The organism is Aeromonas sp. 600724 (assembly GCF_049175135.1).
Classification (GTDB): Bacteria; Pseudomonadota; Gammaproteobacteria; order Enterobacterales; family Aeromonadaceae; genus Aeromonas; species Aeromonas veronii_A.
Genome location: NZ_JAAKUM010000002.1, coordinates 60,857 through 85,086, shown reverse-complemented (window position 1 = coordinate 85,086; position 24,230 = coordinate 60,857). Strand labels below are relative to the sequence as shown.

18 protein-coding genes are annotated in these 24,230 nt (G+C 61.1%); 7 read left to right on the top strand and 11 right to left on the bottom strand.

The annotated features are described in order from the left end of the window. The first annotated feature begins 148 nt into the window (after positions 1-148). The 6 genes from G5168_RS02585 (at position 149) to G5168_RS02560 (ending at position 7,180) form a co-directional block, all read left to right on the top strand. Positions 149-2,116 (top strand): TonB-dependent receptor domain-containing protein, encoded by a 1,968-nt coding sequence (locus tag G5168_RS02585; protein ID WP_227343018.1) that lies wholly within the window; start codon positions 149-151, stop codon positions 2,114-2,116. 125 nt (positions 2,117-2,241) lie between these two features. Further along, a complete protein-coding gene (locus G5168_RS02580) occupies positions 2,242-3,258 on the top strand; it encodes a FecCD family ABC transporter permease (protein WP_019446608.1) in 1,017 nt (338 codons plus the stop codon). Positions 3,259-3,265: 7 nt separating this feature from the next. Continuing rightward, positions 3,266-4,303 carry a FecCD family ABC transporter permease gene (locus tag G5168_RS02575; protein ID WP_421251800.1) on the top strand — a complete coding sequence of 346 codons (1,038 nt, stop codon included), beginning with the start codon at positions 3,266-3,268 and terminating at the stop codon, positions 4,301-4,303. Then, positions 4,303-5,106, top strand: coding sequence for an ABC transporter ATP-binding protein (locus tag G5168_RS02570; RefSeq protein WP_227342324.1), 804 nt, complete (start codon positions 4,303-4,305; stop codon positions 5,104-5,106). Before G5168_RS02575 ends, G5168_RS02570 begins: the two co-directional genes overlap by 1 nt. An 83-nt stretch (positions 5,107-5,189) precedes the next feature. After that, complete coding sequence (locus tag G5168_RS02565; RefSeq protein ID WP_100645523.1) at positions 5,190-6,107, top strand: ABC transporter substrate-binding protein; 918 nt, start codon at positions 5,190-5,192, stop codon at positions 6,105-6,107. Positions 6,108-6,391: 284 nt separating this feature from the next. Then, positions 6,392-7,180, top strand: a complete 789-nt coding sequence (locus tag G5168_RS02560; protein WP_227342325.1) for a hypothetical protein — start codon at positions 6,392-6,394, stop codon at positions 7,178-7,180. A 75-nt stretch (positions 7,181-7,255) separates the two neighbouring features. On the opposite strand, the gene G5168_RS02555 is transcribed toward G5168_RS02560, so the two are convergent. The 10 genes from G5168_RS02555 to G5168_RS02510 form a co-directional block, all read right to left on the bottom strand. Beyond that, positions 7,256-7,609 (bottom strand): copper-binding protein, encoded by a 354-nt coding sequence (locus G5168_RS02555; RefSeq protein ID WP_227342327.1) that lies wholly within the window; start codon positions 7,607-7,609, stop codon positions 7,256-7,258. 44 nt (positions 7,610-7,653) lie between these two features. Then, positions 7,654-10,782 (bottom strand): efflux RND transporter permease subunit, encoded by a 3,129-nt coding sequence (locus G5168_RS02550; RefSeq protein ID WP_257690444.1) that lies wholly within the window; start codon positions 10,780-10,782, stop codon positions 7,654-7,656. A gap of 73 nt (positions 10,783-10,855) precedes the next feature. Continuing rightward, positions 10,856-12,379, bottom strand: a complete 1,524-nt coding sequence (locus G5168_RS02545; RefSeq protein ID WP_421251799.1) for an efflux RND transporter periplasmic adaptor subunit — start codon at positions 12,377-12,379, stop codon at positions 10,856-10,858. Between the two features lie 272 nt (positions 12,380-12,651). After that, on the bottom strand, positions 12,652-13,152 hold the full coding sequence (locus G5168_RS02540; protein WP_227342331.1) for a hypothetical protein: 501 nt from the start codon (positions 13,150-13,152) through the stop codon (positions 12,652-12,654). 57 nt (positions 13,153-13,209) lie between these two features. Continuing rightward, the gene (locus G5168_RS02535; protein ID WP_216978400.1) at positions 13,210-13,962 is read right to left on the bottom strand and encodes a substrate-binding periplasmic protein; all 753 of its coding nucleotides are present in this window, start codon (positions 13,960-13,962) and stop codon (positions 13,210-13,212) included. 116 nt (positions 13,963-14,078) lie between these two features. Further along, positions 14,079-17,189 carry an efflux RND transporter permease subunit gene (locus G5168_RS02530; protein ID WP_100645526.1) on the bottom strand — a complete coding sequence of 1,037 codons (3,111 nt, stop codon included), beginning with the start codon at positions 17,187-17,189 and terminating at the stop codon, positions 14,079-14,081. A 9-nt stretch (positions 17,190-17,198) separates the two neighbouring features. Beyond that, a complete protein-coding gene (locus G5168_RS02525; protein WP_408082994.1) occupies positions 17,199-18,356 on the bottom strand; it encodes an efflux RND transporter periplasmic adaptor subunit in 1,158 nt (385 codons plus the stop codon). Between the two features lie 372 nt (positions 18,357-18,728). After that, positions 18,729-19,535 (bottom strand): exodeoxyribonuclease III, encoded by an 807-nt coding sequence (gene xthA, locus G5168_RS02520; RefSeq protein WP_100653387.1) that lies wholly within the window; start codon positions 19,533-19,535, stop codon positions 18,729-18,731. A gap of 115 nt (positions 19,536-19,650) precedes the next feature. Further along, positions 19,651-20,613, bottom strand: a complete 963-nt coding sequence (locus G5168_RS02515; RefSeq protein ID WP_005353221.1) for an ion channel — start codon at positions 20,611-20,613, stop codon at positions 19,651-19,653. A 66-nt stretch (positions 20,614-20,679) separates the two neighbouring features. Beyond that, on the bottom strand, positions 20,680-22,326 hold the full coding sequence (locus G5168_RS02510; RefSeq protein WP_227342334.1) for a tetratricopeptide repeat-containing response regulator: 1,647 nt from the start codon (positions 22,324-22,326) through the stop codon (positions 20,680-20,682). A gap of 295 nt (positions 22,327-22,621) precedes the next feature. On the opposite strand from G5168_RS02510, the gene G5168_RS02505 reads away from it, so the two are divergent. Beyond that, the gene (locus G5168_RS02505; protein WP_103250619.1) at positions 22,622-23,047 is read left to right on the top strand and encodes an Hsp20/alpha crystallin family protein; all 426 of its coding nucleotides are present in this window, start codon (positions 22,622-22,624) and stop codon (positions 23,045-23,047) included. A 61-nt stretch (positions 23,048-23,108) separates the two neighbouring features. Here G5168_RS02505 and G5168_RS02500 read toward each other — a convergent pair whose 3' ends face one another. Continuing rightward, on the bottom strand, positions 23,109-24,164 hold the full coding sequence (locus G5168_RS02500) for an FAD:protein FMN transferase (RefSeq protein ID WP_227342336.1): 1,056 nt from the start codon (positions 24,162-24,164) through the stop codon (positions 23,109-23,111). Positions 24,165-24,230: the final 66 nt, after the last annotated feature.

Below are 24,230 nucleotides of genomic sequence, written 5' to 3'. Positions count from 1 at the left end.
GGCCTGCCGTAATGCACTGATGTTCGGGGTGATGGGGCATGGACGACTGTTCATGCCAATGAACTCCATCACTTTGCACCGGGTCTGGCGAGGTCAGACAGGGATGTCGGTGGTGTTGGCCTTGGTTGTTTTATGTGGAGTGTTGATGATGCGTACATCATCCCGACGATTTGCAGTGCATCCACTGGTGTTGTCCCTTTTTGCCCTGCCAGTTCTGGCCCAAGGGACTGCGCCTGTCGCCGCTCATGAAACTATGGTGGTGACGGCGAGTAAAACCCGGCACAGCGAGCTGACCGCCCCGGCCAGCGTCTCTGTGGTGACTCGGGTCGAGCTCGACAAGCTCAATGTCAATGATCTGACCGGCGCTCTGAAACAGTTGCCGGGGGTCAATATCAGCCCTGCGACCAGCTACGGCCGCAGCGAGATCAAGTTGCGCGGGCTGGAGGGGGATTACACCCTGTTGCTGGTCAATGGCCGGCGTATCAGCTCCCGCGATGCTCTTACCTCCGGTTATGGCAATGATTTCGATCTCTCCGCCATCCCGATGGCGGCCATTGAGCGTATCGAAGTGATCCGTGGCCCCATCTCCTCCCTCTACGGCGCAGATGCGCTGGGTGGGGTGGTCAACGTCATCTTGCGCCAACCCGGGGAGAAGACCGAAGCGGCGGCCACCTATACCTTCAGTGACCCCACCGACGGTCACGGAGGGGATATCAACAAGGCGAGTGCCTATGTGGGCGGGGCGCTGATCGACAACAAGCTGCTGGCCAACCTGGTGGTGGAAGGGAACCACAGGGATGCCTGGCAGAGCGAGCAGAGCATCAACCCCAAGGCCGATGCCATCGAGCAGCGTGAAAAGCTGGGGATCCTCTCCAACGTCAAATGGTTGATCGATGATCGTCAGGATCTGGATGTAGGGATGAACTACGCCAAAGACGATCGGGAGGCCCACTGGAACAACTACGGCCAGACGCCGCGCAATATCCAGCAGATGGAGCGACTGGGGCTCAATGCCACCCACGTCGGCCGTTGGGATCAGTTCGACAGCCGGGTCGGCTATGCCTTCGAGCAGGTGGATCTCTTTGATGACTCCGAACTGATGACGGCGCTGAGCAAGACCAGCGGCGATGTGAGCCAGACCAACCACACCTTCGATGGCCAGCTGAGCGGTAATCTGGGCAGCCACCTGCTGACCAGTGGTGCCGAGTACCGCATCACCGAACTCAAGCACAACGTCAACCTCAAGGGGGGCGATGTCAGCGTCAACCAGAGCGCGCTCTATCTGCAGGATGAGTTTGGCTTTGGCGATCTGGCGTTGACCCTGAGTGGCCGGGTAGATCACCACGAGACCTATGGCACCGAGTTCAGCCCCCGCGGTTACGCCCTCTACAGCCTGACGGACAACTGGGTGGTCAAGGGCGGCATTGGCAAGGCGTTCAAGGCGCCGACCATTGCCCAGTCCAACCCGGATTATGCCGTAGCTGCCTGTCGCGGTCGCTGCGCCGTGGTGGGCAACCCGGATCTGAAGCCGGAAACCGCCGTCAGCTACGAGCTGGGCACCGCCTACGATGGTTCGTTCTGGGGCGCCGGGGTTACCGCCTTCCACAACGATATCAAGGACAAGATCCAGAGCGAGGCATGGACCTCCACCTGGCGTCCGGCGGTGATGACCTATCAGAACGTCAGCAAGGCCCGCATCAAGGGGGTGGAGCTGAGCGGCTGGTTTGATATCACCGATACCCTGACCCTTTCCAGCAACGTCACCCTGATCGACGGGGAAGACAAGACCAGCGGCAAGGATCTCTATCGGACGCCGGAGCATACCGCCAACGCCAAGCTGGAGTGGCAGGTCATCGAGAGCCTGAGTACCCAGCTGGGCTGGAACTACACTGGCAGCCAGATCCTCCCGGTTCCGCGCATGAGCGGCACCACCTATGAGACGACTGCAGGATTCCACACCCTGGATGTCGGGGCAGTCTGGAACGCCACCCGGGCACTGGATCTGAAGTTCGGACTCAACAACCTGACCAATACCAAGCGTGACTGGGTTGCCACCGAGGCCGATCAGATCCTCGACGGGCGCACTGTCTATGCCGGTGTGGCCTACAAGCTGTAATGGCTGAACGGGAGCCCGCATTGGCGGGCTTCCGCTGTTGTCAGGGGATCACCTCGGGTGACGGCTTTTATTTCAACCACATGTATTTCAACAACATGCGCATTGCCACCATAAGGAGTTAAAGGGTGTTTAGAGACCAGACCTCGCTGTTCTGGCTGGGATTGTTCCTCCTGTTTGTACTGCTTTCTCTTTCGCTCGCCACCGGTGCGGGTGTCTATGGTGCTCGCGAGGTGCTCGGCTACCTGATGGGGGATGCCCGCTGGGCTGGCGACGAGAAGCTCGCCATGGTGCTCAATACCTTGCGACTGCCGCGCACCCTCTGTGCCATGGTGGTCGGCGCCTCTTTATCTCTGGCTGCCTCCTTGTTGCAGAGTGCGACCCGCAACCCGCTGGCAGAGCCAGGTCTGCTGGGAGTCAACGCCGGGGCCGTCTTTGCGCTGGTGGTGGGGCTCACCTGGTTTGGTGTGGAGTCTGCCTATGGCTATTTGCTCTGGGCCGGACTCGGCGCACTGCTCGGCAACGTGATTGTGTTGGGGCTCGGCATGATGATTGGCCGCTCCAACCCCCTCAAGCTCATTCTGGTCGGGGTGGCGCTCTCCGCCACCTTCGGCGGTCTCTCCAGCTTTCTGCTGCTCTCCAACAAGATGGTGCTGGAGCAGTACCGCTTCTGGAACCTCGGCTCCCTGTCGGCGGCCAATCTCGATGCCATCATCGCCGTGCTGCCCTTCGTGCTGGCGGCGTTTGTCATCACCCTGCTGCTCTGTCGCCAGCTGACCCTGATGCAGATGGGGGACAGTCAGGCCCAGGCGCTGGGGATCCGCCCCAACCGGGTGCGAATTGGCGTACTGCTGGCCGCCACCCTGTTTACCGCCAGTGCCATCGCCATTGCCGGTCCCATCGGCTTTGTCGGCTTTCTGGCCGCCTACTGTGGCCGACTGGTGGAGCCGGTGAAGCTGTCGGTGCAGGTCTGTTTCTCCGCCCTGTTCGGCATGCTGTTTCTGCTGTTGGCCGACATTCTGGCGCGCTGGCTGATCCAGCCGTTCGAGTTGCCCAACGGCGTCATTCTGGCCCTGATCGGCGCACCAGTGCTGATCGCCATCGTCCATCGCGGGGGCTTTCGTACCCTGCTGACCGTCAAGTGAGGGGCTGATGCGCACACCTACCGATATGCTCTGCCTGCGGGCCGGTAACCGCTCTTTGCTGATCCATCTGCTGAGCTGGCGCTGGCTGGCGCTGCTGGCCATGGCGCTGCTGGCGTTGGCTCTGCTGGCCCTGAGCGTTGGCGGCGGCAAGCTCGGTTTTGCCGGGGTGGTCAACACCCTGATGGGGGAGGGGACGCGGCTTGAGCAGCTCACCCTGTTCAAGATCCGGCTGCCGCGCATCCTTGGGGTGGTGGTGGCGGGGGCGGCCATGGGGCTCTCCGGCTGTCTGGTGCAGACGCTGGTGCGCAATCGGCTGGCCACACCCGACATGGTGGGGGTCAACAACGGGGCCTCTCTGGCCATCATCGTCTTCTCCCTCTACCTGACGATAGGCAGCTGGCCCTGGTGGGCGGCCCCTATCGGCGCCATCTTCGCGGCGCTGGTGCTTTATGCCCTATGCCGCAAACCGGGTGAGCAGGGCTATCTGTTCGTGGTGATAGGTATCGGCCTCTCCGAGCTGTTCGAGGCGCTCGGCCAGTTTGTGATGTCCACCCAGGCCCTGCTGCACTTGAGCTCCCTCTATCTGTGGAACATGGGCAGCTTTATCGCCGTGGGTTACAGCACCATCACCCCCATCGCCATCCTGTTGCTGCTGCTCTGCCCGTGGATCGTCTATCTCTCCCGCTCGCTGGCGGTGCTACGCTTTGGCCCCGAGATGGCCAGAGGGCTTGGCGTCAACGGCGATCGGGTGCAACTGGGCATTCTGGCGCAGGCCATTCTGGTGGCGGCGCTCGGCACCGCCATCGGCGGCCCCGTGGTCTTTATCGCCATGGCTGCCCCCATTCTTGCCTCTTGGCTGGTGAAAGACCGGGTGGTGCCGCTCTGGCTGGCGGCGCTTAGCGGCGCCCTGCTGCTGCTTGCCAGCGATACCCTGGTCCGGGTGCTGGCCAGCCCCCACGAGGTGGCGACCGGCATCATGACCCGTATTCTCGGCGGCCTGTTGCTGCTGTTTCTTCTTGTTAACGATCGCCAGAGGGCTGACTGATGACGCTCACCGTAAATCGCCTCCATTTCGCCTATCAGCAGACCCCCATTTTGCGGGACATCTCTTTCAGCGTGCCGAGGGGCAAGCTGGTAGGGATCGTCGGCCCCAACGGTTGCGGCAAATCGACCCTGCTCAAGCTGTTATCCGGCCAGATGAAAGCCCAACGCGGCGAGATCCTGCTCAAAGGCAAGCCGCTTGCCAGCTACCCCATGAAGGGGCTGGCGCGGGAGCTCGCCTATCTGCCCCAGCGGCCCACCCTGCCTGCCGGCATTCTGGTGGAGCAGCTGGTGCAGTATGGCCGTCACCCTCATCAGGGCTGGTTCAATCAGTGGGGTGAGGAGGATGCCCGCATGGTGCGTATTGCCTGCGAGCGAATGCAGCTTGAGGGGATCTGGCAGCAGAGCGCTGCGTCCCTCTCCGGCGGGCAGGCACAGCGGGCGTGGCTGGCGATGATCCTGGCGCAGGACAGCGACATGGTGCTGCTCGACGAGCCCACCAGCGCCCTCGATATCGGTCACCAGACCGAGGTGATGGAGGCGATCCATCGCATCACCGCCGAGGGCAAAACCGTGCTGCTGGTGATCCACGATCTGGCGATGGCGGCCCGCTACTGTGACGAGCTGATCGCCATCGGCGAGGGGACCGTTGCCGCCATGGGCCCGGCCCGGGAGGTGGTGACCAAGTCCTTGATCGACCGGCTCTACCAGACCAGTGTCGACATTCTGCATGCCCCCGGCGACGGGGCGCCCATTATCGTGCCCCGTCGCCACGAACATGGCCGTGCCCTGCGTTCGGCGAGTTGAGTCATATGGGCCTGCTCTGTGGGCCCACCGAGTGTATTCACGCGGCCGATTATCCGGGCCGTGCAACGAGAAGGAGTGAAATGATGAAGCGTTTTGCCGCCCTGGCAGCAGCCATCCTGATGCTGGCCGCGCCGCAGGTTCAGGCGCAGGAGATGCGTGAAGTGACCGATGCGTTTGGCCAGAAGGTGCAGGTGCCAGCCCAGCCAATGCGGGTGGTGGTGCTGAGCGAGCTCGAACTCGACAGCACCCTGACCCTGGGGCTGACCCCCATCGGCGCCGTCAATGGCCGTGGTCAACCCACCTTGCCCCGCTATTTGCTGAACAAGGCGGGCATGGGTATCCAGGTGATCGGCGATCTCGACAGCCCCAATCTGGAGTCGCTGATTGCGCTGGAGCCCGACCTTATCCTGACCGGCCAGACCCGTCCCGAGCTGCTGACCTTGCTGGGGGAGATCGCGCCGACCGTGGTGACCAGCAAGTGGGGTGAGCCTTGGCAGGATAGCTTCCGCCGCACCGCTCACACCCTCAACCGCGACCAGCAAGGGGATACTTTCTTGCTGCAGTATGCCGAGCGGTTGACTCAGGCCCGCAGCAAGCTGGCCAAGCATCAGGGGGAGAGCATCAGCATAGTGCGCTGGAACCCCAAGGGGCCGAGCTTTATGTATCAGGGCACCTTTGCCAGCAGCGTAGTGGAGTCGATGGGGCTGGTACGCCCAAGCAAGCAGCAGGGGACTGGCGCACCCCACTCACCGGCGCTGAGTCTGGAGTCCCTCAACCTGCTGGATGCTGACTGGCTGGTGGTCGGCACTCTGAGCGCCAGCGGTGATGCGGTGGATGCCATGCGTCAGGCGGAGCAGACCCCGGCGTTCCAGCAACTGCCGGTGATCAAGGCCAAGCGCTTTGGCGCCGTTGACGGGTCGCTCTGGACCTCCAGCGGCGGCCCGCAGGCGGCTCTCAAGGTGATCGAGGATGTGGAGCAGTTGCTGGCAACCCGCAGCTGAACGAGCGCGTTATCTGAGGGATGAAATCTGTGCGAATGAACCACAGATAGAGTATCTATCTATCAGTGGTTCATTAATGTGGATGTTAATTTCTTTTATTGGCTCATTCGCAAAAGAGTGCTTTCGTTTATTGATTAATGTGTGAATTGCTGCACGTTCTGGGTACGAGCCTCGCGGTATGGCTTTTGTCGCCCCCGTTTTTCCGTATGGTATGAGCGTTTATTGGGTCAAGGGTTAATTGCTGCTTGTTCCCGTTAAGTGCTTGCTACCAAAGAGGAATCTAAATGAACGAGAGTCGACGTAGAGTCACCCTGGGGCTGTTGAGTACCCCCCTGGTCGCCACCCTCACCGGCTGCAACAGCAGCAATGACAGCCAGGGGAGTGCGGCGGATTTTCGCACCACCCTGACCGACCGGCTGAGCGCCGAGCTGCACGACGAGCAGACGGCCCGCCAGCTGGCCCCCTTCATCGAGGAGGCCTGCTTCAACATGACCCCGTCCCGGGTCGCCATCGACCAGGCCCACTGCGTCATCGCCTTTGCCTTCGGCAACCGCCCCAACGCCTCGGGCAACCCGGATGAACTGGCCGAGCCCGGCCCCATGAACGAGGCTCTGGCTGCCTGCTGTGCGGCCCTCTATCGGCAAAAGCCGGTGCCCATGTACGTGCAATGGGAGATTGCCCGCTTCCTCGACTCGGCCCGCTATCCGGACATTCCAGCCCGGGATGTCATCTCCATCGAGCCTTACTGGGATAATGAAGGCAAGCTGGTCTACCTCAGCACGGACGGCGTGGTGGAGGCCATTGTCAGGGATTATGCCGGCGGAGATGCCGCCGCCCTTGGCACGGCGGCCGTTATCGGTCACCGCGACCACGTCAAGCGCTGCATCATCACCTGCCGTGCCCGCAAGGTGGCGAGCCATGCCCCGGAGGGGATCGAACTGCCCGTCTGGTACGACGAGCAATCCGATCAACCCTGGACCCGTCGCCGCGACCTCTATGTGCTGCAGGATATCTCGGTTCAGTTGATGGGGGTGGCGCAGGCCAACATAGCCCAAGCCTATCCGAACGGCTGAGGAGACCGCTCGGCGGATGGTGCAATAACAGAAAACGGCGGGATGATCCCGCCGTTTTTTTTGAAATGACTCTGATTACTGTTTCTGGATAGTGGTTACGGTTAGCTTGCCGTCCGGGTTCTCGGCGTGAAAACGCACCGCATCCCCCACCTTCAGATCCTGGAGCTGGGCCGGGTTAGCTACTCGAAAGACCATGGTCATGGGGGGCATCTTGAGGTTCTCGATCGCCTCGTGCTTGATGCCGACTTTGCCGCGCCCCTCATCGAGGCGGGTAATGACCCCCTTGGTCATCACCATTGCGGCCTGTTCGCTCATCTCACCCGTCTGACTCATATCGTGCCCTTCATGGTGCATCATCTCTTCGGCTTGCAGGTTGGTCTGGGTGGCAAGGCCAAGCAGCAGGGTCAGGGTCAGCGTTTTGTAGTTCATGATGGTTTCCTTATCGTTCAGTCAATATGGATCGTGAAATCGGGTTACTCGGATTGCGGGTACGCGCTCTTGCCAAGGCTGCGACTGCGCCACAGGTAGTAGGCGGCGGGCAGCACCAAGAGGGTCAGCACCAGCGCGCTCACCATGCCGCCGATCATGGGGGCGGCGATGCGCTGCATCACCTCGGATCCGGTGCCGTGGCTCCACATGATGGGCAAGAGGCCAGCGATGATGGTGACCACCGTCATCATCTTGGGGCGCAGGCGCAGGGCGGCGCCGTGGATCACCGCCCGGTGCAGACCCGCCTTGTCCGGCTTGCCACTGGCCACCAGGTCATCCCAGGCATGGTTGAGGTAGACCAGCATCAAGACGCCGGTCTCTACCGCCACCCCCGCCAGAGCGATAAAGCCCACCCCGACCGCCACCGAGAGGTTGAAATCGAGCAGCCAGAGGGTCCAGATCCCGCCCACCACCGCCAGCGGCAAGGTGGTGAGAATGAGCAGTACCTCCTGAACGCGGCGAAACGCCAGATAGAGCAGCAGCACGATAATGGCTACCGTGAGCGGCACCACGTAGGCGAGGCGCGCCTTGGCCCGCTCCATGTACTCGTATTGGCCAGACCAGGTGAGGGCGTAGCCCGCCGGCAGCACCAGCTGCTTGCCCACCTTTGCCTTGGCCTCAGCTACAAAAGAGCCGATATCGCGGCTGCGAATATCGACGTAGACCCAGCCGTTGAGGCGCGCATTTTCACTGCGCAGCATCGGGGCCTCGTCGCTGATATAGACCCGGGCCACATCCGCCAGCGCGATACGCGCACCGCTCGGAGTCACCACCGGCAGCAGCTCGAGGCTGGCCACTGAATCGCGATAGCTCTGGGGGTAGCGCAGGTTGATAGGGTAGCGTTCACGTCCCTCGATGGTCTGGCCCACCTCCATGCCGCCCACCGCGGTGGCGAGCACCGCCTGCACGTCGGCGATGTTGAGGCCGTAGCGGGCCGCTTTCAGCCGGTCGATGTCCACCTTGACGTAGCGGCCACCGGCGACCCGCTCGGCGTAGACCGATGAGGCGCCCTCCACCTTGCCGACGATCTGTTCCAGCTGCTGGCCGAGCTGCTGGATCACCTTGAGATCGGGCCCCGCAATCTTGATGCCGACCGGGGTCTTGATGCCGGTGGCCAGCATGTCGATGCGGGTCTTGATGGGGGGCACCCAGGCGTTGGTGAGGCCGGGGAAGCGGATGAGGGAGTCGAGCTCTTCTTTGAGCTTCTCCGGGGTCATGCCGGGGCGCCACTGATCGCGGGGTTTGAGCTGGATGCTGGTCTCCATCATCACCAGATCCGCAGGGTCGGTGGCTGATTCGGCGCGGCCCGCCTTGCCGAACACGTTCTGCACCTCGGGCACGGTACGAATGAGCTTGTCGGTCTGCTGCAAAATCTCCCGCGCCTTGCCCACCGAGATATTGGCTGCGGTGGTGGGCATATACATGATGTCCCCCTCGTCCAGCGGCGGAATGAACTCGGAGCCCAGGTACTTGAGCGGCCAGAAGCCCGCCACCGTCACCACGGCGGCGATGGCCAGGGTGGTTTTCGGACGAGCCAAGACGGCTTTGAGCAGTGGCACATAGCCCAGGCTCAGCCAGCGGTTGAGCGGGTTGGCCTGCTCCGCCAGCACCTTGCCACGGATAAAGTAGCCCATGATCACCGGCACGAGCGTGATGGCGAGCCCGGCCGCCGCCGCCATGGCATAGGTCTTGGTGTAGGCGAGCGGGTGGAACATCCGCCCCTCCTGCGCCTCCAGCGCGAACACCGGCAGGAAGCTGATGGTGATGATGAGCAGGGAGAAGAAGATGGCGGGCCCCACCTCTATGCTTGCCTCGGTGATGATGCGCCAGCGGTTCTTATCGGTGAGCGCCTCCCGCTCCATGTGTTTGTGGACGTTCTCGATCATCACGATGGCGCCATCCACCATGGCGCCGATGGCGATGGCGATGCCCCCCAACGACATGATGTTGGCGTTGATCCCCTGCAGGTGCATCACGATAAAGGCGGTCAGGATGGCGATGGGCAAGGAGATGACCACCACCAGCGACGAGCGCAGGTGGAACAGGAAGGCGAGGCAGACCAGCACCACCACCGCGAACTCCTCTACCAGCTTGCCGGAGAGGTTGTCGATGGCGCGCTGGATAAGGTCGGAGCGATCGTAGACGGTGACGATCTCTACTCCTTCCGGCAGGCTGCTTTTGAGCTGGGCGAGCCGCGCCTTGACCCCGTCGATGGTGTGCTGGGCATTCTCGCCATAGCGCATGACGATAATGCCGCCCACCACTTCCCCTTCGCCATTGAGCTCGGCCAGGCCGCGCCGGCTCTGGGGCCCGGTGACCACATCAGCCACATCGCCCAGCAGCAGCGGGGCGCCGCGCACATTGGTACCGAGCGGGATCTGCTTCAGATCCTCCACGCTTTTCAGATAGCCGTTGGATCGCACCATGTACTCCGCTTCTGCCATCTCGATGACGGAGGCGCCGGTCTCCTGATTGCCCTGCTTGATGGCTGTCTCGATAAGGGAGAGCGGGATGCCGTAGGCGCGCAGCTTGTCCGGATCGACCCGCACCTGATACTGGCGCACCATGCCGCCGACGGTGGCGACCTCGGAGACCCCGTCCACCGTCTGCAACTCGTACTTGAGGAACCAGTTCTGCAGCGAGGTGAGCTGGCTGAGGTCATGCTTGCCGGTTCTGTCCACCAGTGCGTACTGATAGACCCAGCCCACCCCGGTGGCATCTGGGCCGAGCTGGGGTCGAGCGGAGGCGGGCAGGTTGGGGGCGACCTGACTCAAATACTCCAGCACCCGGGCACGGGCCCAGTAGAGGTCGGTGTTGTCGTCAAACAGCACATAGACGAAGGAGTCGCCGAAGAAGGAGTAGCCGCGCACCGTGGTGGCCCCCGGCACCGCCAGCATGGCGGTGGTGAGCGGGTAGGTCACCTGATCCTCCACCACTTGAGGCGCCTGGCCCGGATAGGAGGTCTTGATGATCACCTGCACGTCGGAGAGATCCGGCAGGGCGTCCACCGGGGTCTGTTTGACCGACCAGAGCCCCCAGGCGGTGAGCATGAGGGTCAATAGCAGCACCAGAAAGCGGTTGCCGATGGACCAGCGAATAATCGACGGGATCATGATTGAACTCCTTTCTCACCAAGTACAGAGAGCGGAGAGCGGTTGCCTGCTAGGCAGCGAATGATGGCAGGGGTCATGATTTCTTCTCCACCTCGGGCATCGCCATCTGATGTTGGCTATGGTCCATCCCTTCCATCTCATCTTTTGCCTGCTCCGGAGCGTGGCCGCTGGCCGGGGCCTTCTCCTGATGGATGTTGGTGATGCGGTACTCATCCCCCTCCTGCATTACCTGCAGGTGCAGGGTCTGCCCCTCGACCAGCTTGCTGATATCGACCCCGTCGGCGACGGTGAACTCCATCTCCATGGCGGGCCACTGCCACTCGGGGATGGGCTGGTGGGAGACCATCAGGGTACGTTTGGCCAGATCGATGCTTTCAACCTCGCCCTGAGTCCACACCTGGACAGGGCGCACCGCCGTCATGCGCTGGAAGTCCGAATCGATGGCCGACTCGGAGTCGAGCAGGAACTGGGCAGAGCTGACGATGTTATCCCCCGCCTCTACCCCAGCCTTGATGGCCACCTTGTCGCCAAACTGGGGGCCCAGAGTGACGGCCACCGACTTGAAGCTGCCATCCCCCAGCGCCAGCACCAGCCGGTCCTGACTGCCGGTGCGGATCACCGCTTCGCTCGGCACCACCAATTGCTGCTCTCCCTTGCCCGCCTGAATGGTCACCTTGGCGAACATATTGGGTTTCAAAAACTCGTCCGGGTTGGCGAAGCGCAGCCGTACCTTGAGGGTACGGGTGGTGGCATCCAGAGTCGGGTAGAGGTAATCCACCTTACCTTGCCAACTGCGGCCGGGGGCATAGTCGAGGGTCATGGTGACCGGATCCCCCACCTTCAGCTGGGCGGCCTGGCGCTCGAACACCTCTGCACTCACCCACACCTGCTTGAGGGTGCTGATGTTAAAGAGCGCCGCGGCAGGCTCCACATACTGGCCTTCTCGCACCTTCAGCTCGGAGACATAACCGCTGCTGGGGGCATAGAAACGCACCGTCTCCTGCACCTGACGGGTGCGCTTGAGGGCCGCTATCTGATCTGCCGGTACCTGCAGGGACTTGAGCTTGCCTTCGGCGGCGCGCAGCAGCAGCGGGTTGGCAGTGTTGAGGGCCAGCAGGTATTCGTGCTGGGCGTTGACCAGATCCGGGGCGTAGAGCTCGTAAATAAGGCTCCCCTTGCTCACCTGCTGCCCTTCGCTCTTGATGGCGAGGGTGCGGATCCAGCCCGCCATGCGGGCGTTGACCGCCTCCAGCTTGTCCTCGTCATAGCCGACGTAGCCCACCGTCTCGATCTGCTGGTGGATAGGGAGCTTCTCCACCTTGGCAAGCCGCACCCCCAGGTTCTGCTGGATCTCGGGGCTGATGGTGACAGTGCCCGGTGAGCCGCCCTGTTTTTCCTCATAGACGGGGATAAAGTCCATCCCCATGTTGTCCTTGGCCGGGGCATTGCGCTTGTCGCGCGGATCCATGGGGTTGACCCAGTAGAGCGGCGTCTTCTCCTTGGCCACGGTGCTAGCAGTGGTCTGTTTGGCAGCCCAGTAACCGCCACCGGCGCCGAGGGCCAGCAGCAGGGCTGATACCAGCAGTTTCTGGCTCATCGCACACCCCCACTTAGTGGCAGGGTGGCAAAGTTCTTGGCGGCGATAAGGCCGGTAACAGGGACAAGTGACATCATATCTCTTCTCTTGTGCAGGCCGCCGGATCGGAGATGGACAAGGCATCACCTAAGGGATTGGCGGCAAACGGGGCGCAGCTGTATCAGCGCGCACGGCTCCCAGTGAGCGGACCGGTTTGGCCGGGGCACAGGGTCAGGCAAGGCGGCAGGAGACGGGCAAGCCGAGGCTTGCCGCTGCCGCAAGAGAAGATCTTTCTAGTGTCGCAGCACCGACAACATCAGGTGTCGGCGCGGCCAGGAGGGGGGATGGGTACCGCGTGATCGCAGGAAGGGATCCCGCAACCAGTTATCAAGCAGTGCAGTTGCGAAGTTACTGCCAAGTAGCAGGGGGAAGATCAGCAGGGCGACCAATACACCCAGCAGAGCTATCGCGCCGAAGGAGAGGGCATTGACGCCGGTCTGCATCTGGCACTCATCGCCCATGGCCGACCCCTCGTCTCCCTGATGGCAGGAGAGGGCCATGGTATCGCTCGGGTGAGACATTGCGGGCATCGCATGAGAGCTCTCGCCATCCGCCATCGCCATGGATGAATCCAACATCACCATTGGCAGGGGGCTGCTTTGGGTCGTCTCGGAGGAGAGGGGAGAAGCATGCCAGCTGATGCAGAGGGTCAGATTGCACACGAGCAGCAGCGCCAGCAATAGCCGGGCTAGCAGGGCAGAGGGCAATCTTGTCGCAAGCTGGGTGAGTGACAATCCGGTCATCCTTCAGGATCTGGTATCCAGACTCTAAACCTTGCTTCTGGGAGAAGGTCAAGGCGAGGGCTGGCGCTGTTGTTGCAGATAGATGTCGCTGTATTTCTCCAGCAGCTGATCTATCCACTGCCTCATGCCCGGCGCTTGCAGCATGGGTTCCAGCTGTTCGAGGGTGCCAAGATGGGGAGATTGTAGTGAAACAGAAATATAGAGCTCACCGCGCTGCAGTGGCCACTGCAGATCAGTCATTCCGCTGCTCGGGTAATTTTCGCTCAAAAACAGGCGGCCGGAAGAGCGGCCATAGGGAACGAAGTCGACCCGGTCACTGGCCAGCAGGCCAAATACCTGCTTGAGGGAGTTGACCCTGTAGATGCGGGTATTTGCTTGCAAAAAATCATCCATTTCGCTGCCAAGGCTGACGCCTATCATCATGGCTCCCCGCAGTCCGGTCAGATCCTCCCGTCGCTGCAGCAAGCGGCTGCCGGGTTGGCGCACGAACACCGCCATGTCATTGATGGCCATGGGCGTTCGGGTAAAGCGGGAGTAGTGTGCTCTCTCTTCGTTGCGCAGCGCACAGATATTGATGTCGACCTCTCCTTTCGCCACTTTCTGCTGACAGCGGGCCCAGGGGCCCACATAGGAGAGATCCACATTGAAACCCAACCGTTGATAGAGGGTACTGACTACTTCGGCACAAACGCCGATGATCTTGCCATCGCTCAGCCAGTTCCAGGGGGGATAATCGTGATGACCACAGGCGGAGAGGGTAGTGGTCGTCAAGGTCGTCGCGAGCCAGAGCTGAGCCAGCATATCCGGATCCTGTGCAAAAAAGTCTCGATGTGTGTCATTGAAGCACACCGCAGACAAAAAAATACCCCCGCACGGGCGGGGGTAGTTTGTTATCGGTGGCACGCCCGTGGAGAGCGTTACGGCTTGGCGCGTTTTTCCGACCCTTTCATGATGAGGCGGAAGAAGAGCGGGATAAAGAAGATGGCGATAAAGGTGGCCGCCAGCATGCCGCCGATGACCGGCCAGCCGAGAGCGTGACGGCTTGCGGCACCGGCGCCGCTGGAGGTGACCAGCGGCACACAGCCGAGGATGAAGGCCAGCGAGGTCATCACGATGGGGCGAAAACGCAGGCGCGCCGCCTCCAGTGCCGACTCGATGAGGCTCATCCCCTCCTCGTGCTTCATCACCGCGAATTCCACAATCAGTATGGCGTTCTTGGCGGCAAGGCCCACCAGGGTCACCAGCCCGATCTGGAAGTAGACGTTGTTGGTGAGTCCTACCAGCCAGGTGGCCAGCAGGGCGCCGAACAGGGCGAACGGTACGGCTGTGATCACCGCAAACGGCAGGCTCCAGCGTTCGTACTGGGCTGCCAGGATGAGGAAGATCATCACAATACCGAAGCCGAACGCCATGCCTGCGCTACCGGCAGAGGCCTTCTCCTGATAGGCGGAACCGGTCCACTCCAGCTTGGCATCGTTGCCAAGGGTGCTGTTGGCCACCTCTTCCAGTGCGGCGATCGCCTGACCCGAACTGTAGCCGGGTGCCGGCTGTGCCATGATCTTGGCTGCCTGGAAGATGTTGAAACGCTCTACCAGCTCGGGGCCAGTGGCATCACGGACCGTCACTAGGCTGCTGAGCGGGATCATCTCGCCGGTGTTGGAGCGCACGTAGACGTTGCGGATATCGCTCTTCTTGGCGCGGTAGTCCGCTTCGGACTGCAACTGTACCCGGTAGGTTCGGCCAAACTGGTTGAAGTCGTTGACATAGACCTGACCGAAGGTGGCCTGCATGGTGTCGAACACCGCATTGATCGGCAGCCCCAGCGCCTTGGCTTTCTCGCGATCCAGGTCGAGATAGACCTGCGGCACATTGGCACGGAATGTGGATGTGACACTGGCAAACTCGGGGCGCTCCTTGGCGGCGGCGAGGAAGCGCTGTACTTCGCCCGAAAACTCCTGGGCACTGCCGGAACCCCGGTTTTGCAGGTAGCCTTCCAGTCCGCCGGTGGTGGACATCCCCTGGATGGGGGGCGGGTTGAAGGAGGCAACAAAGCCGTCAGCCAGCCCCATCAGGCTCATCCCCTGCAGAGTTTTGGCCAGATCGAAGGAGTCCTGGCCTGTCCCCTTGCGCTCGCTCCAGTCCTTCAGGGTAATGAAGGTGAGACCGCTGTTGCTGATGATGGCGTTGGAGAGGATGTCGAAGCCCGAGAAGGTGATCACATCCTTCACATTGGGATTGGCCATGGCGAGCTTGTCGAACTGATCCGCCACTGCCTGTGTCCGGCTCATGGCGGCGGCATCCGGCAGCATGACGGCGGAGATGAGGTAGCCCTGATCTTCGTTCGGTACCAGCTCGCCCGGCACTTTCAGGAAGAGACCGTAGATGGAGAGCAACAGTACGGCGATGATGGCAAAAGCGACCCCCACCCGACGGTTCAGGAAGGCCACACCCCGTACATAGCCGCGGGTCAGCTGGTCAAATTTATCGTTGAACCAGACGAAGAAACGGGCCGGTTTGTGATGTCCCTCTTTCAGCAACACGGCGCACAAGGCCGGAGAGAGAGTCAGAGCCACCAGACCGGAGATGGCCACCGAGACCGCGACCGTGATGGCGAACTGCTTGTACATCACCCCTGTCATGCCACCCATAAAGGCGACCGGCAGGAACACGGCGCAAAGCACCAGCACGATGGCGACCACCGGACCTGAGACCTCCTGCATGGCGAGGATGGCAGCCTCTTTGGGCGAACATTTCTTCTCGCTCATGATCCGCTCGACGTTCTCGAGCACCACGATGGCGTCATCCACCACGATACCGATGGCGAGCACCATGCCGAACAGGGTCAGCAGGTTGATGGAGAAACCGAGCACCAGCATGCCGGCGAAGGTCCCGATGAGCGACACTGGCACTGCGATACAGGGGATCAGGGTGGCGCGGAAGTTCTGCAGGAACAGGTAGACTACCACGAACACCAGCACGATCGCCTCGAACAGGGTGTGTACCACCTCTTCGATGGAGATCTTCACAAACTCTGTGGTGTCGTAGGGGATCTGGTACTCGATATCCTGCGGAAAGCGCTCCTTGAGCCGCTCCATGGTGGTGTGCACCGCATCGGCGACTGCTACGGCGTTGGCACCGGGCTGCAGATAGGTAGCGATACCGATGGCCGGTTTGCCGTTGGCGCGGGCCACCAGATCATAATCCTTGCCCCCCAGCTCGACCCGGGCGACATCGCGGACCCGGATCTTGGAGCCATCGGGCATGGAGCGAACTATGATGTTCTGGAACTCTTTCACATCTTCAAGGCGACCCTTGGTCTGCACCGTGTAGGTGAAGTCGATGGGGGTCGAGGTGGGCTGAGCGCCGATCTTGCCTGCCGCAAACTGGGTGTTCTGCTCGCGGATGGCGCTAATCACATCACTCGGGGTGAGTTCGAGCTGGGCCAGTCGATCCGGCCGCAACCAGATGCGCATCGCATAGTCGGTACCGCCAAACAGAGTGGTATCACCGATGCCGGGAATCCGCTTGAGCTCGTCGATGATGTTGAGCAGGGCATAGTTTGACAGATAGGTGGTATCAAACGAGCCGTTCGGCGACTGGAGGGTGACCACCTGCAGGATGGAGGTCGATTTCTTCTTGACCGTTACCCCCTGCTTTTTCACCTCTTCCGGCAGCTGGGCCATGGCGGCCGATACCCGGTTGTTGACGTTGATGGTGGCCTGATCCGGATCTGTGCCGATCTCGAAGTAGACGTTGAGGTTCATCTGGCCGTTGGAGGCCGAACCCGATTGCATATAGATCATCCGCTCGACGCCGTTGATCTGCTGCTCCAGCGGTGCGGCGACAGTCTGGGAGATCACCTCCGGAGTGGCCCCCGGATAGAAAGCGGTCACCGAGACCACCGGCGGGGTGATCTGGGGATATTGCTCGATGGGAAGCGAGCGCATTGCCGCCAATCCGCCCAGCACGATAATGATGGAAATCACGCTGGCGAAGATGGGACGCTCGATAAAAAACCTAGAAAACATACGAGCTCCTTACTTGGCCGCTGAGTGGCTGACCATCTTGGCGGTGATGGCTTTCATCTCGTCGGCAGAGACAGGTTTCACCACGCTGCCGGGGCGAGCCTTCATCAAGCCTTCGACGATGTAACGGTCACCGGCATTGAGGCCGCTGTCGATCAGCACCCCCTCGGAGACCACCGGGCCCAGTTTGACCGGACGGGGGATCACCTTGTTCTCGGCATCGACCACCATCACCATGCGGTCAGCCTGGGACTGGACGATAGCGCGGGGCGGCACCACGATGGCATTCTTGCGGGTGCCCAGATCGATGGTCATACGGACAAACTGGCCGGGCAGCAGCACGCCGTCCTTGTTATCGAAGATGGCGCGGGCACGGATGGTGCCGGTCTGGGGATCGACCCGGTTGTCGGAGAAGTTGAGCTTGCCCGCTTGTGGGTAGACAGAACCATCGGCCAGGCGGATATGGGTGCGCCAGTTGGTGGCGTCCTTGGCTTCAATGGTCCCTCTCTTGACCGAGTTCTCGAAATCGAGGCGATCCTGCTCCGAGTAGGAGAAGTTGACGTAGAGCGGATCAAACTGGGTGATGGTAGTGAGCAGGCCGTTGTCGCCACTGGTGGAGATAAGGCTCCCCTCGGACTGGGAGCTCTTGCTCGCCATGCCGTTGATGGGGGCAGTGACCTTGGTATAGCTGAGGTTGAGCTCGGCCTCCTTCACCTTGGCCTGAGCGGCCTGATGGCTGGCGATGGCCGCTTCATAGTTGGCGATGGTGTCGTCATAGTCCTTGCGGCTTACCACCTGGCGCTTGAAGAGGGGAATGATGCGATCCCGATCGGCGCGTGCCTTGTTGAGTCTGGCCTGCTCCTGGGCCAGGGTGCCTTTGGCCTGCTCCAGCGCCACCTTGTAGGGCTCGGGGTCGATCAGGAACAGTTGCTGGCCGGCGGTAACCGGTTGGCCTTCCACATAAGTGCGCTTGAGCAGGATGCCACTGACCCGGGAGCGCACATCGATCTCGCGAAAGCCGGCAGTTTCGCCAACCATCTCGGTGGTGAGCGGCACATCGGTCAGGATCGCCTCGTTGACTACCACGGGCACGGCCGGCATGGTTTGCGCCGTCTGGTTTGTTTCCCCGCCACAGCCGGCCAGTGCACCGGCCAGCGTCAGAGCGAGCATCCCCTGTTTGAATAATCCTGCTCTGGTGTTTGGCTCCATCATCATTTCACTCCAGTTGGCCCGATTGCGGCCATCATGCACACCTTTTTTTTCGGCTGACGTGATTAACTTCATGATTACAAATTAACTCATTGGATTATTGAAGTTTTTCAATCATAGAGCATGAACATTGAACCCAAGCTGCTTGATCGAAAAAGTTCTCTCTGTTCTTCACAACAGAAGCCGTTCTGCTGCTGAAAAATGGAGTAAAGAGTATCATATGAGAACGAGATTGCCGACAGGATAGTGCTTACGATGACAATAGCCAGGAGGAAAAAAAGGGGGGGGGAGTATTGTGGCGGGCGAGAGGAGCCCTCGCCCGCACTCAATCAATCAGGCGAAGCAGGCCCAGATGGGAGCGTGGTCGGAGGGTTTCTCGATGCCGCGCAGTTCATAGTCGATACCTGTCTCGGTCACGCTGTCCTTGAGGGCGTCGGAGGCCATGATGAGGTCGATGCGCAGGCCGCGATTCTCGTCAAAGCCCTTGGATCGGTAGTCAAACCAGGAGAAACGCTCGCACTCGGTAGGGTTGGCGGCGCGGAAGGTGTCGGTGAGACCGAACCCTTTCAGCCGCTCCATCCATTCGCGCTCGATGGGCAGGAAGGAGCACTTGCCATCCCGCAGCCAGCGCTTGCGGTTCGCTTCGCCGATACCGATGTCGAGATCGGTGGGGGAGATATTCATATCCCCGATCAGCACCAGCTGGTCGTCCGGCGTGTGATGAGTTTCGAGATAGTGCTGCAGATCCTCGTAGAACTTCTGCTTGGCCGGGAACTTGGTCTCGTGATCCTGGCTTTCACCCTGCGGGAAGTAGCCGTTCATCACCTTGATGAGAGAGCCGTCTTCGCGCTCGAAGGTCGCCATGATCATCCGGCGCTGGGCCTCTTCGTCATCGGTGGGGAAGCCTTTCTCCACCTTGACCGGCTTCTGCTTGCTCATGATGGCGACCCCATAGTGGGCCTTCTGGCCGTGAAACTCCACGTGATAGCCCATGGCCTCCACATCGGCCAGCGGGAAAGCCTCGTCGTGTACCTTGATCTCCTGCAGGCCGATCACATCGGGTTGGTGCTTGTCGATGATGGCTTGCAGCTGGTGCAGACGGGCGCGCAGGCCGTTGATATTGAAAGAGATGATCTTCATGTCCGGGATGCTCATGTCATTTTTATAAGTGGCTATTGGACTAGGAATCGGCGGTGGATGCAAGTTTGGCCGCGGGCCTGCATCAGTGGCAGGCACCGCGGGGTGGGCAGAGGTGTCAGCGGGTCATCTTTTTGACGAATACCACCACAAACAGCGCCAGCGTAAAGCTGCCGGTAAAGGCTTCAAAGGCGGCGAAGATCCTGGAGAGGCCGACCGGAGTGAAGTCACCGTACCCCAACGTGGTGAAGGTGACCACGCTGTAGTAGAGGCATTCGAGCAGGAAGATGGCATTTTGCTCGAGCGGGGCACCGGGTTGGTAGATGAGGTGCTCGCCCTGAAAATGCAGTCCGCAGAAGAAGTAAAAAATGCTGCAGATAAAGATGAGTAGCAACGAGAAGAGCACCACCCGCATCGGGGCCTCGCCATAGCCGCAGAAGAGATCGACCACCCAGGAGGTAAAACGCTGGGTCGACCAGAACGGCAGTTGCAGGCGGCGCATGGTGAGCTCCTGCTGGATATAGTTGCCGGACATGGTGAAGATCCCCTGTGCCTCGGAGGCTTTGCGCAGATCCCGGTAGGTCTCTTCCGCCTCCTTGAACCAGATGCGCGCCTGTTTGGGATCCCGTTCGCGGCGCCCCTTGCGATCCTGCATCACCCGTTTGCCGGTCTGCATGTTGTCGAGCCGGGTGTTGTGCCAGCGGATGCCGAGCAGGTTGACGTCATCGAGGGTGGCGCACTGGAGGTTGGCATCACTGAGATCGGCTTTCATCAGGCTGCCGCCCTTCATGCGCAGGCCGTAGAGGTGACCACCGCGCAGGTTGGCGCGATAGAGGTTGCACTGCTCCAGCAAAAATCCCTGATCGGACTCCTTGTTGACCAGATTGAGGCCCGCCAGATTGGCCCGTGACAGCTGCAGGCCGTGGCAGAGTCCGCCTGCGCGAACGTACTGTTCAAGCGCCTCGGCGGTGTGGGCTTCCTGATGGGTATGGTGGGGATCATGCCAGTGGCAGAGATCGTGCTCGCCAGCCTCTTCACTGCAGTGGCGGCCATCGGCCACCAGATAACGACACATCGCCATCTTCGTTTCCCTCGCATTGCCGAACTGGTTTCAGCATAGGCGGGGAAAAGGGGGCGTGGCGGCGTCTTAGCTGAACTGGTTGAACTCCTGACGCAGCTTGCGAAAACGCTCCTGCTGGGCCGGGTTGAGGGGGATGCCGTCGAGCACGTCCAGGGTGTCTTTGCACTCGGCACCAAACTCCGGGCTCTTGCGGTTTTTCTGCATCAGTTGCAGCAGCACCTGGATCTTGTTGAGAGCGGCACCGGTATTGGCGGGGGCGCGGCGCAGGGCCTCGCGAAAATGGCCGAGAGCCTGCTCCAGCTCGCCGCTCTGATAGGCCTTGATCCCCAGATCGTTGAGCTGCTGGTAGCGCTGACGCCGCTCCAGCACCGTCTTGTCATCCCGGGTTGCCTGAATGCAGGTGGTGAGCAGCCGATCTTCGTCCTCCGCCAGCAGCCCTTGCAGGCTTTCGGCATATTCGAACTCGCCGAGCTGATAGAGGGCGAGGATGGTCTCACCAAGCAGGGCGGGGGGCATGGTGGCCGGTTCATCGAGCCAGTTCTGATTGGCGCGATAGAGCATCTTCTTGCCCTTGAGCAGCTCCCCCAGCGCAATCTGCACCCGGGCCTGACAGATCTGCTCGAACACCGGGTAGTTGAACTCCGACATCATCAGCGAATCGCGGATGCGCGACAGGGCAGAATTGACCTGCTTTTGCAGGTTGGCGATGTGGTAGCTGTCGTTGCTGTTGAGGGCGTAGAGGGTCAGGGTCTGGATATAGGCCCCCAGATAATGGGGCGTGCGGTGGATGGAGTTGCGCGACAGGTCGATCAGCGACATCAGCACATCCTTGGCCTGGGCATAGTCGTGACGCTGCAGGCACACCTCCGCCAGCCGACGGGAGAGTTGCACCGACTGGGGGGAAATATCCACCGCCCGTCTGAGCTCCTGCTGCGCCTGCTCGTCATTGCCAAGGGCCAGCAGGGATTCTGCCAGCCAGAGGTGAGCCTCCACCATCAGCGGGGTATTTTTGAGGGTCGCCTGCAGATGGCTGACCGCCTCTTCGTGGAGCCCCAGGGTGTTGCACGCCTTGCCCAGCGTCAGGCGGGCCCAGCTGTTCTCCTGCCCGGCCAGCAGCTGGCGCATCAGGGCGCGTGCCTCTTGCGCCTGACCCAGTTTGAGGTGGGTATCGGCCTGCAGGCAGCGGCAGTAGTTGGCAAAACGGGGCACCGCATCGGCCCGCTCGGCACAGGCGGTAATGAGCGCTGCCAGATTGTCATCAGCCAGCGCGGTAAAGACGCTGGCCAGGGCGTTGCGCCGGGCGAGGGCACGCTTCAAGCGAAACGAGAACTGCTCCTGAGAGAAGGGCTTCATCAGGTATTCGTCGGGCTCGGCTTCCAGTGCGCTCAGTACCATGGCGCGGGAGCTGTCGCTGCTCACCATGATCACCACGCTCTGGGGCGGGATCAGGCTCTGGTCGCGCAGACTCTCCAGCAACTGGCGGCCATTTTCGCCGACCCCCAGATCGTAATCAATGAGATAGATGTCGAAGCTGCCCTTCTGGCAGCGACGCCGTGCATCCTCGGCGGTATTGGAGTAGGTGATGTTGCTGATACCCAGATTGATCAGCATCGCCTTCATCATCACCTGAAACGAGCGCTGCTCATTGACCATCAGAATGCGTTGTGGCTTGGCAGGGCTCTTCTTTTCTGACGCGTTTTCCGGTGTCTGCATTGTTCTGGGTCGAGGCGCTACGGGTTGATGGGAGAAAGTGTGCCACCAAAGCGTGTCAAGTGGCAATCAATGTGCTTTTGTCACGCAACTTCCAGTTTCCATGTCACGCTCTGTGCCTGGTGGCCAGGGCGATGTGGTTGATCCATATCAAATAAAGCTCAGATGGGGTGGCAGCACGCGGCACACTTTTTAGACTGATAGAGGGGGCAACGACAAGCCCCGGTCACATATAGGCCCCATCAGGCAGGTATCAGGGCCTGCCTCTGTCAGTCCATGAATCACGGAGGGATCAGAGATGAGTTTGCTACCAAGCCGTACCAGTCTGTTCGATGACCTGTTTCGCGATATGGCGTCCGGCTTCTATATTCGCCCCTTGCACGGGGACCCCTTGCCGAGCCAGATCAGGCTGGATTTGAAGGAGAGTGATGGCAACTATGTGCTGCAAGCCGAGTTGCCGGGGGTTGCCAAAGAGGACATCCATGTGGATATCCATGGTAAACAGGTGACGCTGAAAGCGGAGATCCGCCAGTTTGACAGCCAGAACAAGGATGAGCGAACACTGCGCAGTGAACGCTATTTTGGCAGTGTTTCACGCACTCTGGAGTTGCCGGTCGAGGTGGCGCTGGACAAGGTCAGCGCCAGGTTCGAGAACGGTATCCTCACGTTGCAACTGCCCAAGCAGGTGGAAACGCCAGCCCCTCACCGGGTGACCATCGAATAGCCCGTGACAAGTTCATCATCAACCGTAATGAGAAGGCCCCGTTATCGGGGCCTTCTGTTTATCAGTGCTTTTCTGTCGGTTGCTTCGCCAGATAGTGGGCGAATTGGGGCGTGTACTTGGCCTTGAACCCCTGTTCGGTCTTGATGATGAGATAGACCGCCAGCTTGTGCTGTTTGGCAAATGCCATACCCGCTTCGGGCCCCATCACCATCAGCGCGGTATCGAGGGCGTCAGCCTCAAGCGCGGTCGGGGTGATCACGCTGGCGGAGACCAGCTTGTGGGTGACCGGCTGGCCGGTGGCAGGATCGATGATATGGGAGTAACGCTGGCCATCCAGCTCGTAGTAGTTGCGATAGCTGCCTGCGGTGCTGAGCGCCATACCGTTGGGGATGACGATATCGGAAAACGCCCCCGGCTGATCGGAGGGTTCGACGATGGCCACTTTCCATGGCGAGCCCTTGCTGTTGTTGCCCTTGCTGCGCACCGCACCGGCCACTTCGATCAGGTAGTTGTGTACCCCCTTGCCCTCGAGCAGGGTGGCGATTTCATCCGATGCCGCCCCTTCGCCGAGAGTGGAGAGGTCGAGATAGAGATCCGGGATCGTTTTTTCGAGCAGGAAGTGATCCCCTTGCGGGGTCAGGGTCAGCTTGTCGATGCCCACCTTGTGGCGGGCGGCGGCGATGGCCGCCTCATCGGGCCGCTTGACCGGCCGTTTGTCCGGGCCAAAGCCCCACAGATTGACCAGAGGCCCCACGGTCACATCCAGCTTGCCGTTGGTCAGCTTACCGGCATCAATCCCCTGCTGGACTATGATGGCCATGGCGGGCGGGATGGCAAACGGGGTATTGGCGGGCCCCTGATTGAAACGGGAGATGAGCGAGCCCGGATCGTAGGTGGAGATTTCCTTGTTCATCCGGGCCAGCAGGCTCTCTACGTCGCTTTTGAGGGCGGGCTCCCCACCGGGGTAGCTATCGCTCAGGGTCACCACATAGTAGGTACCCATGGTCTTGCCCTGAATACGGGTCTGGGCAGGCGGGGTGGGCTGGCAGCCGGCCAGCGCCAGCAGCAGGGTCAGCAGCAGGCCGCGCAGGGCCGCCACGGGGGTTATCGCAATCATCCGGCGCTCTCATCTGGAGAAGGTTCATATCGGGGCGCTAGCTTAGCCAAGGGGCGCCCGCCGGGC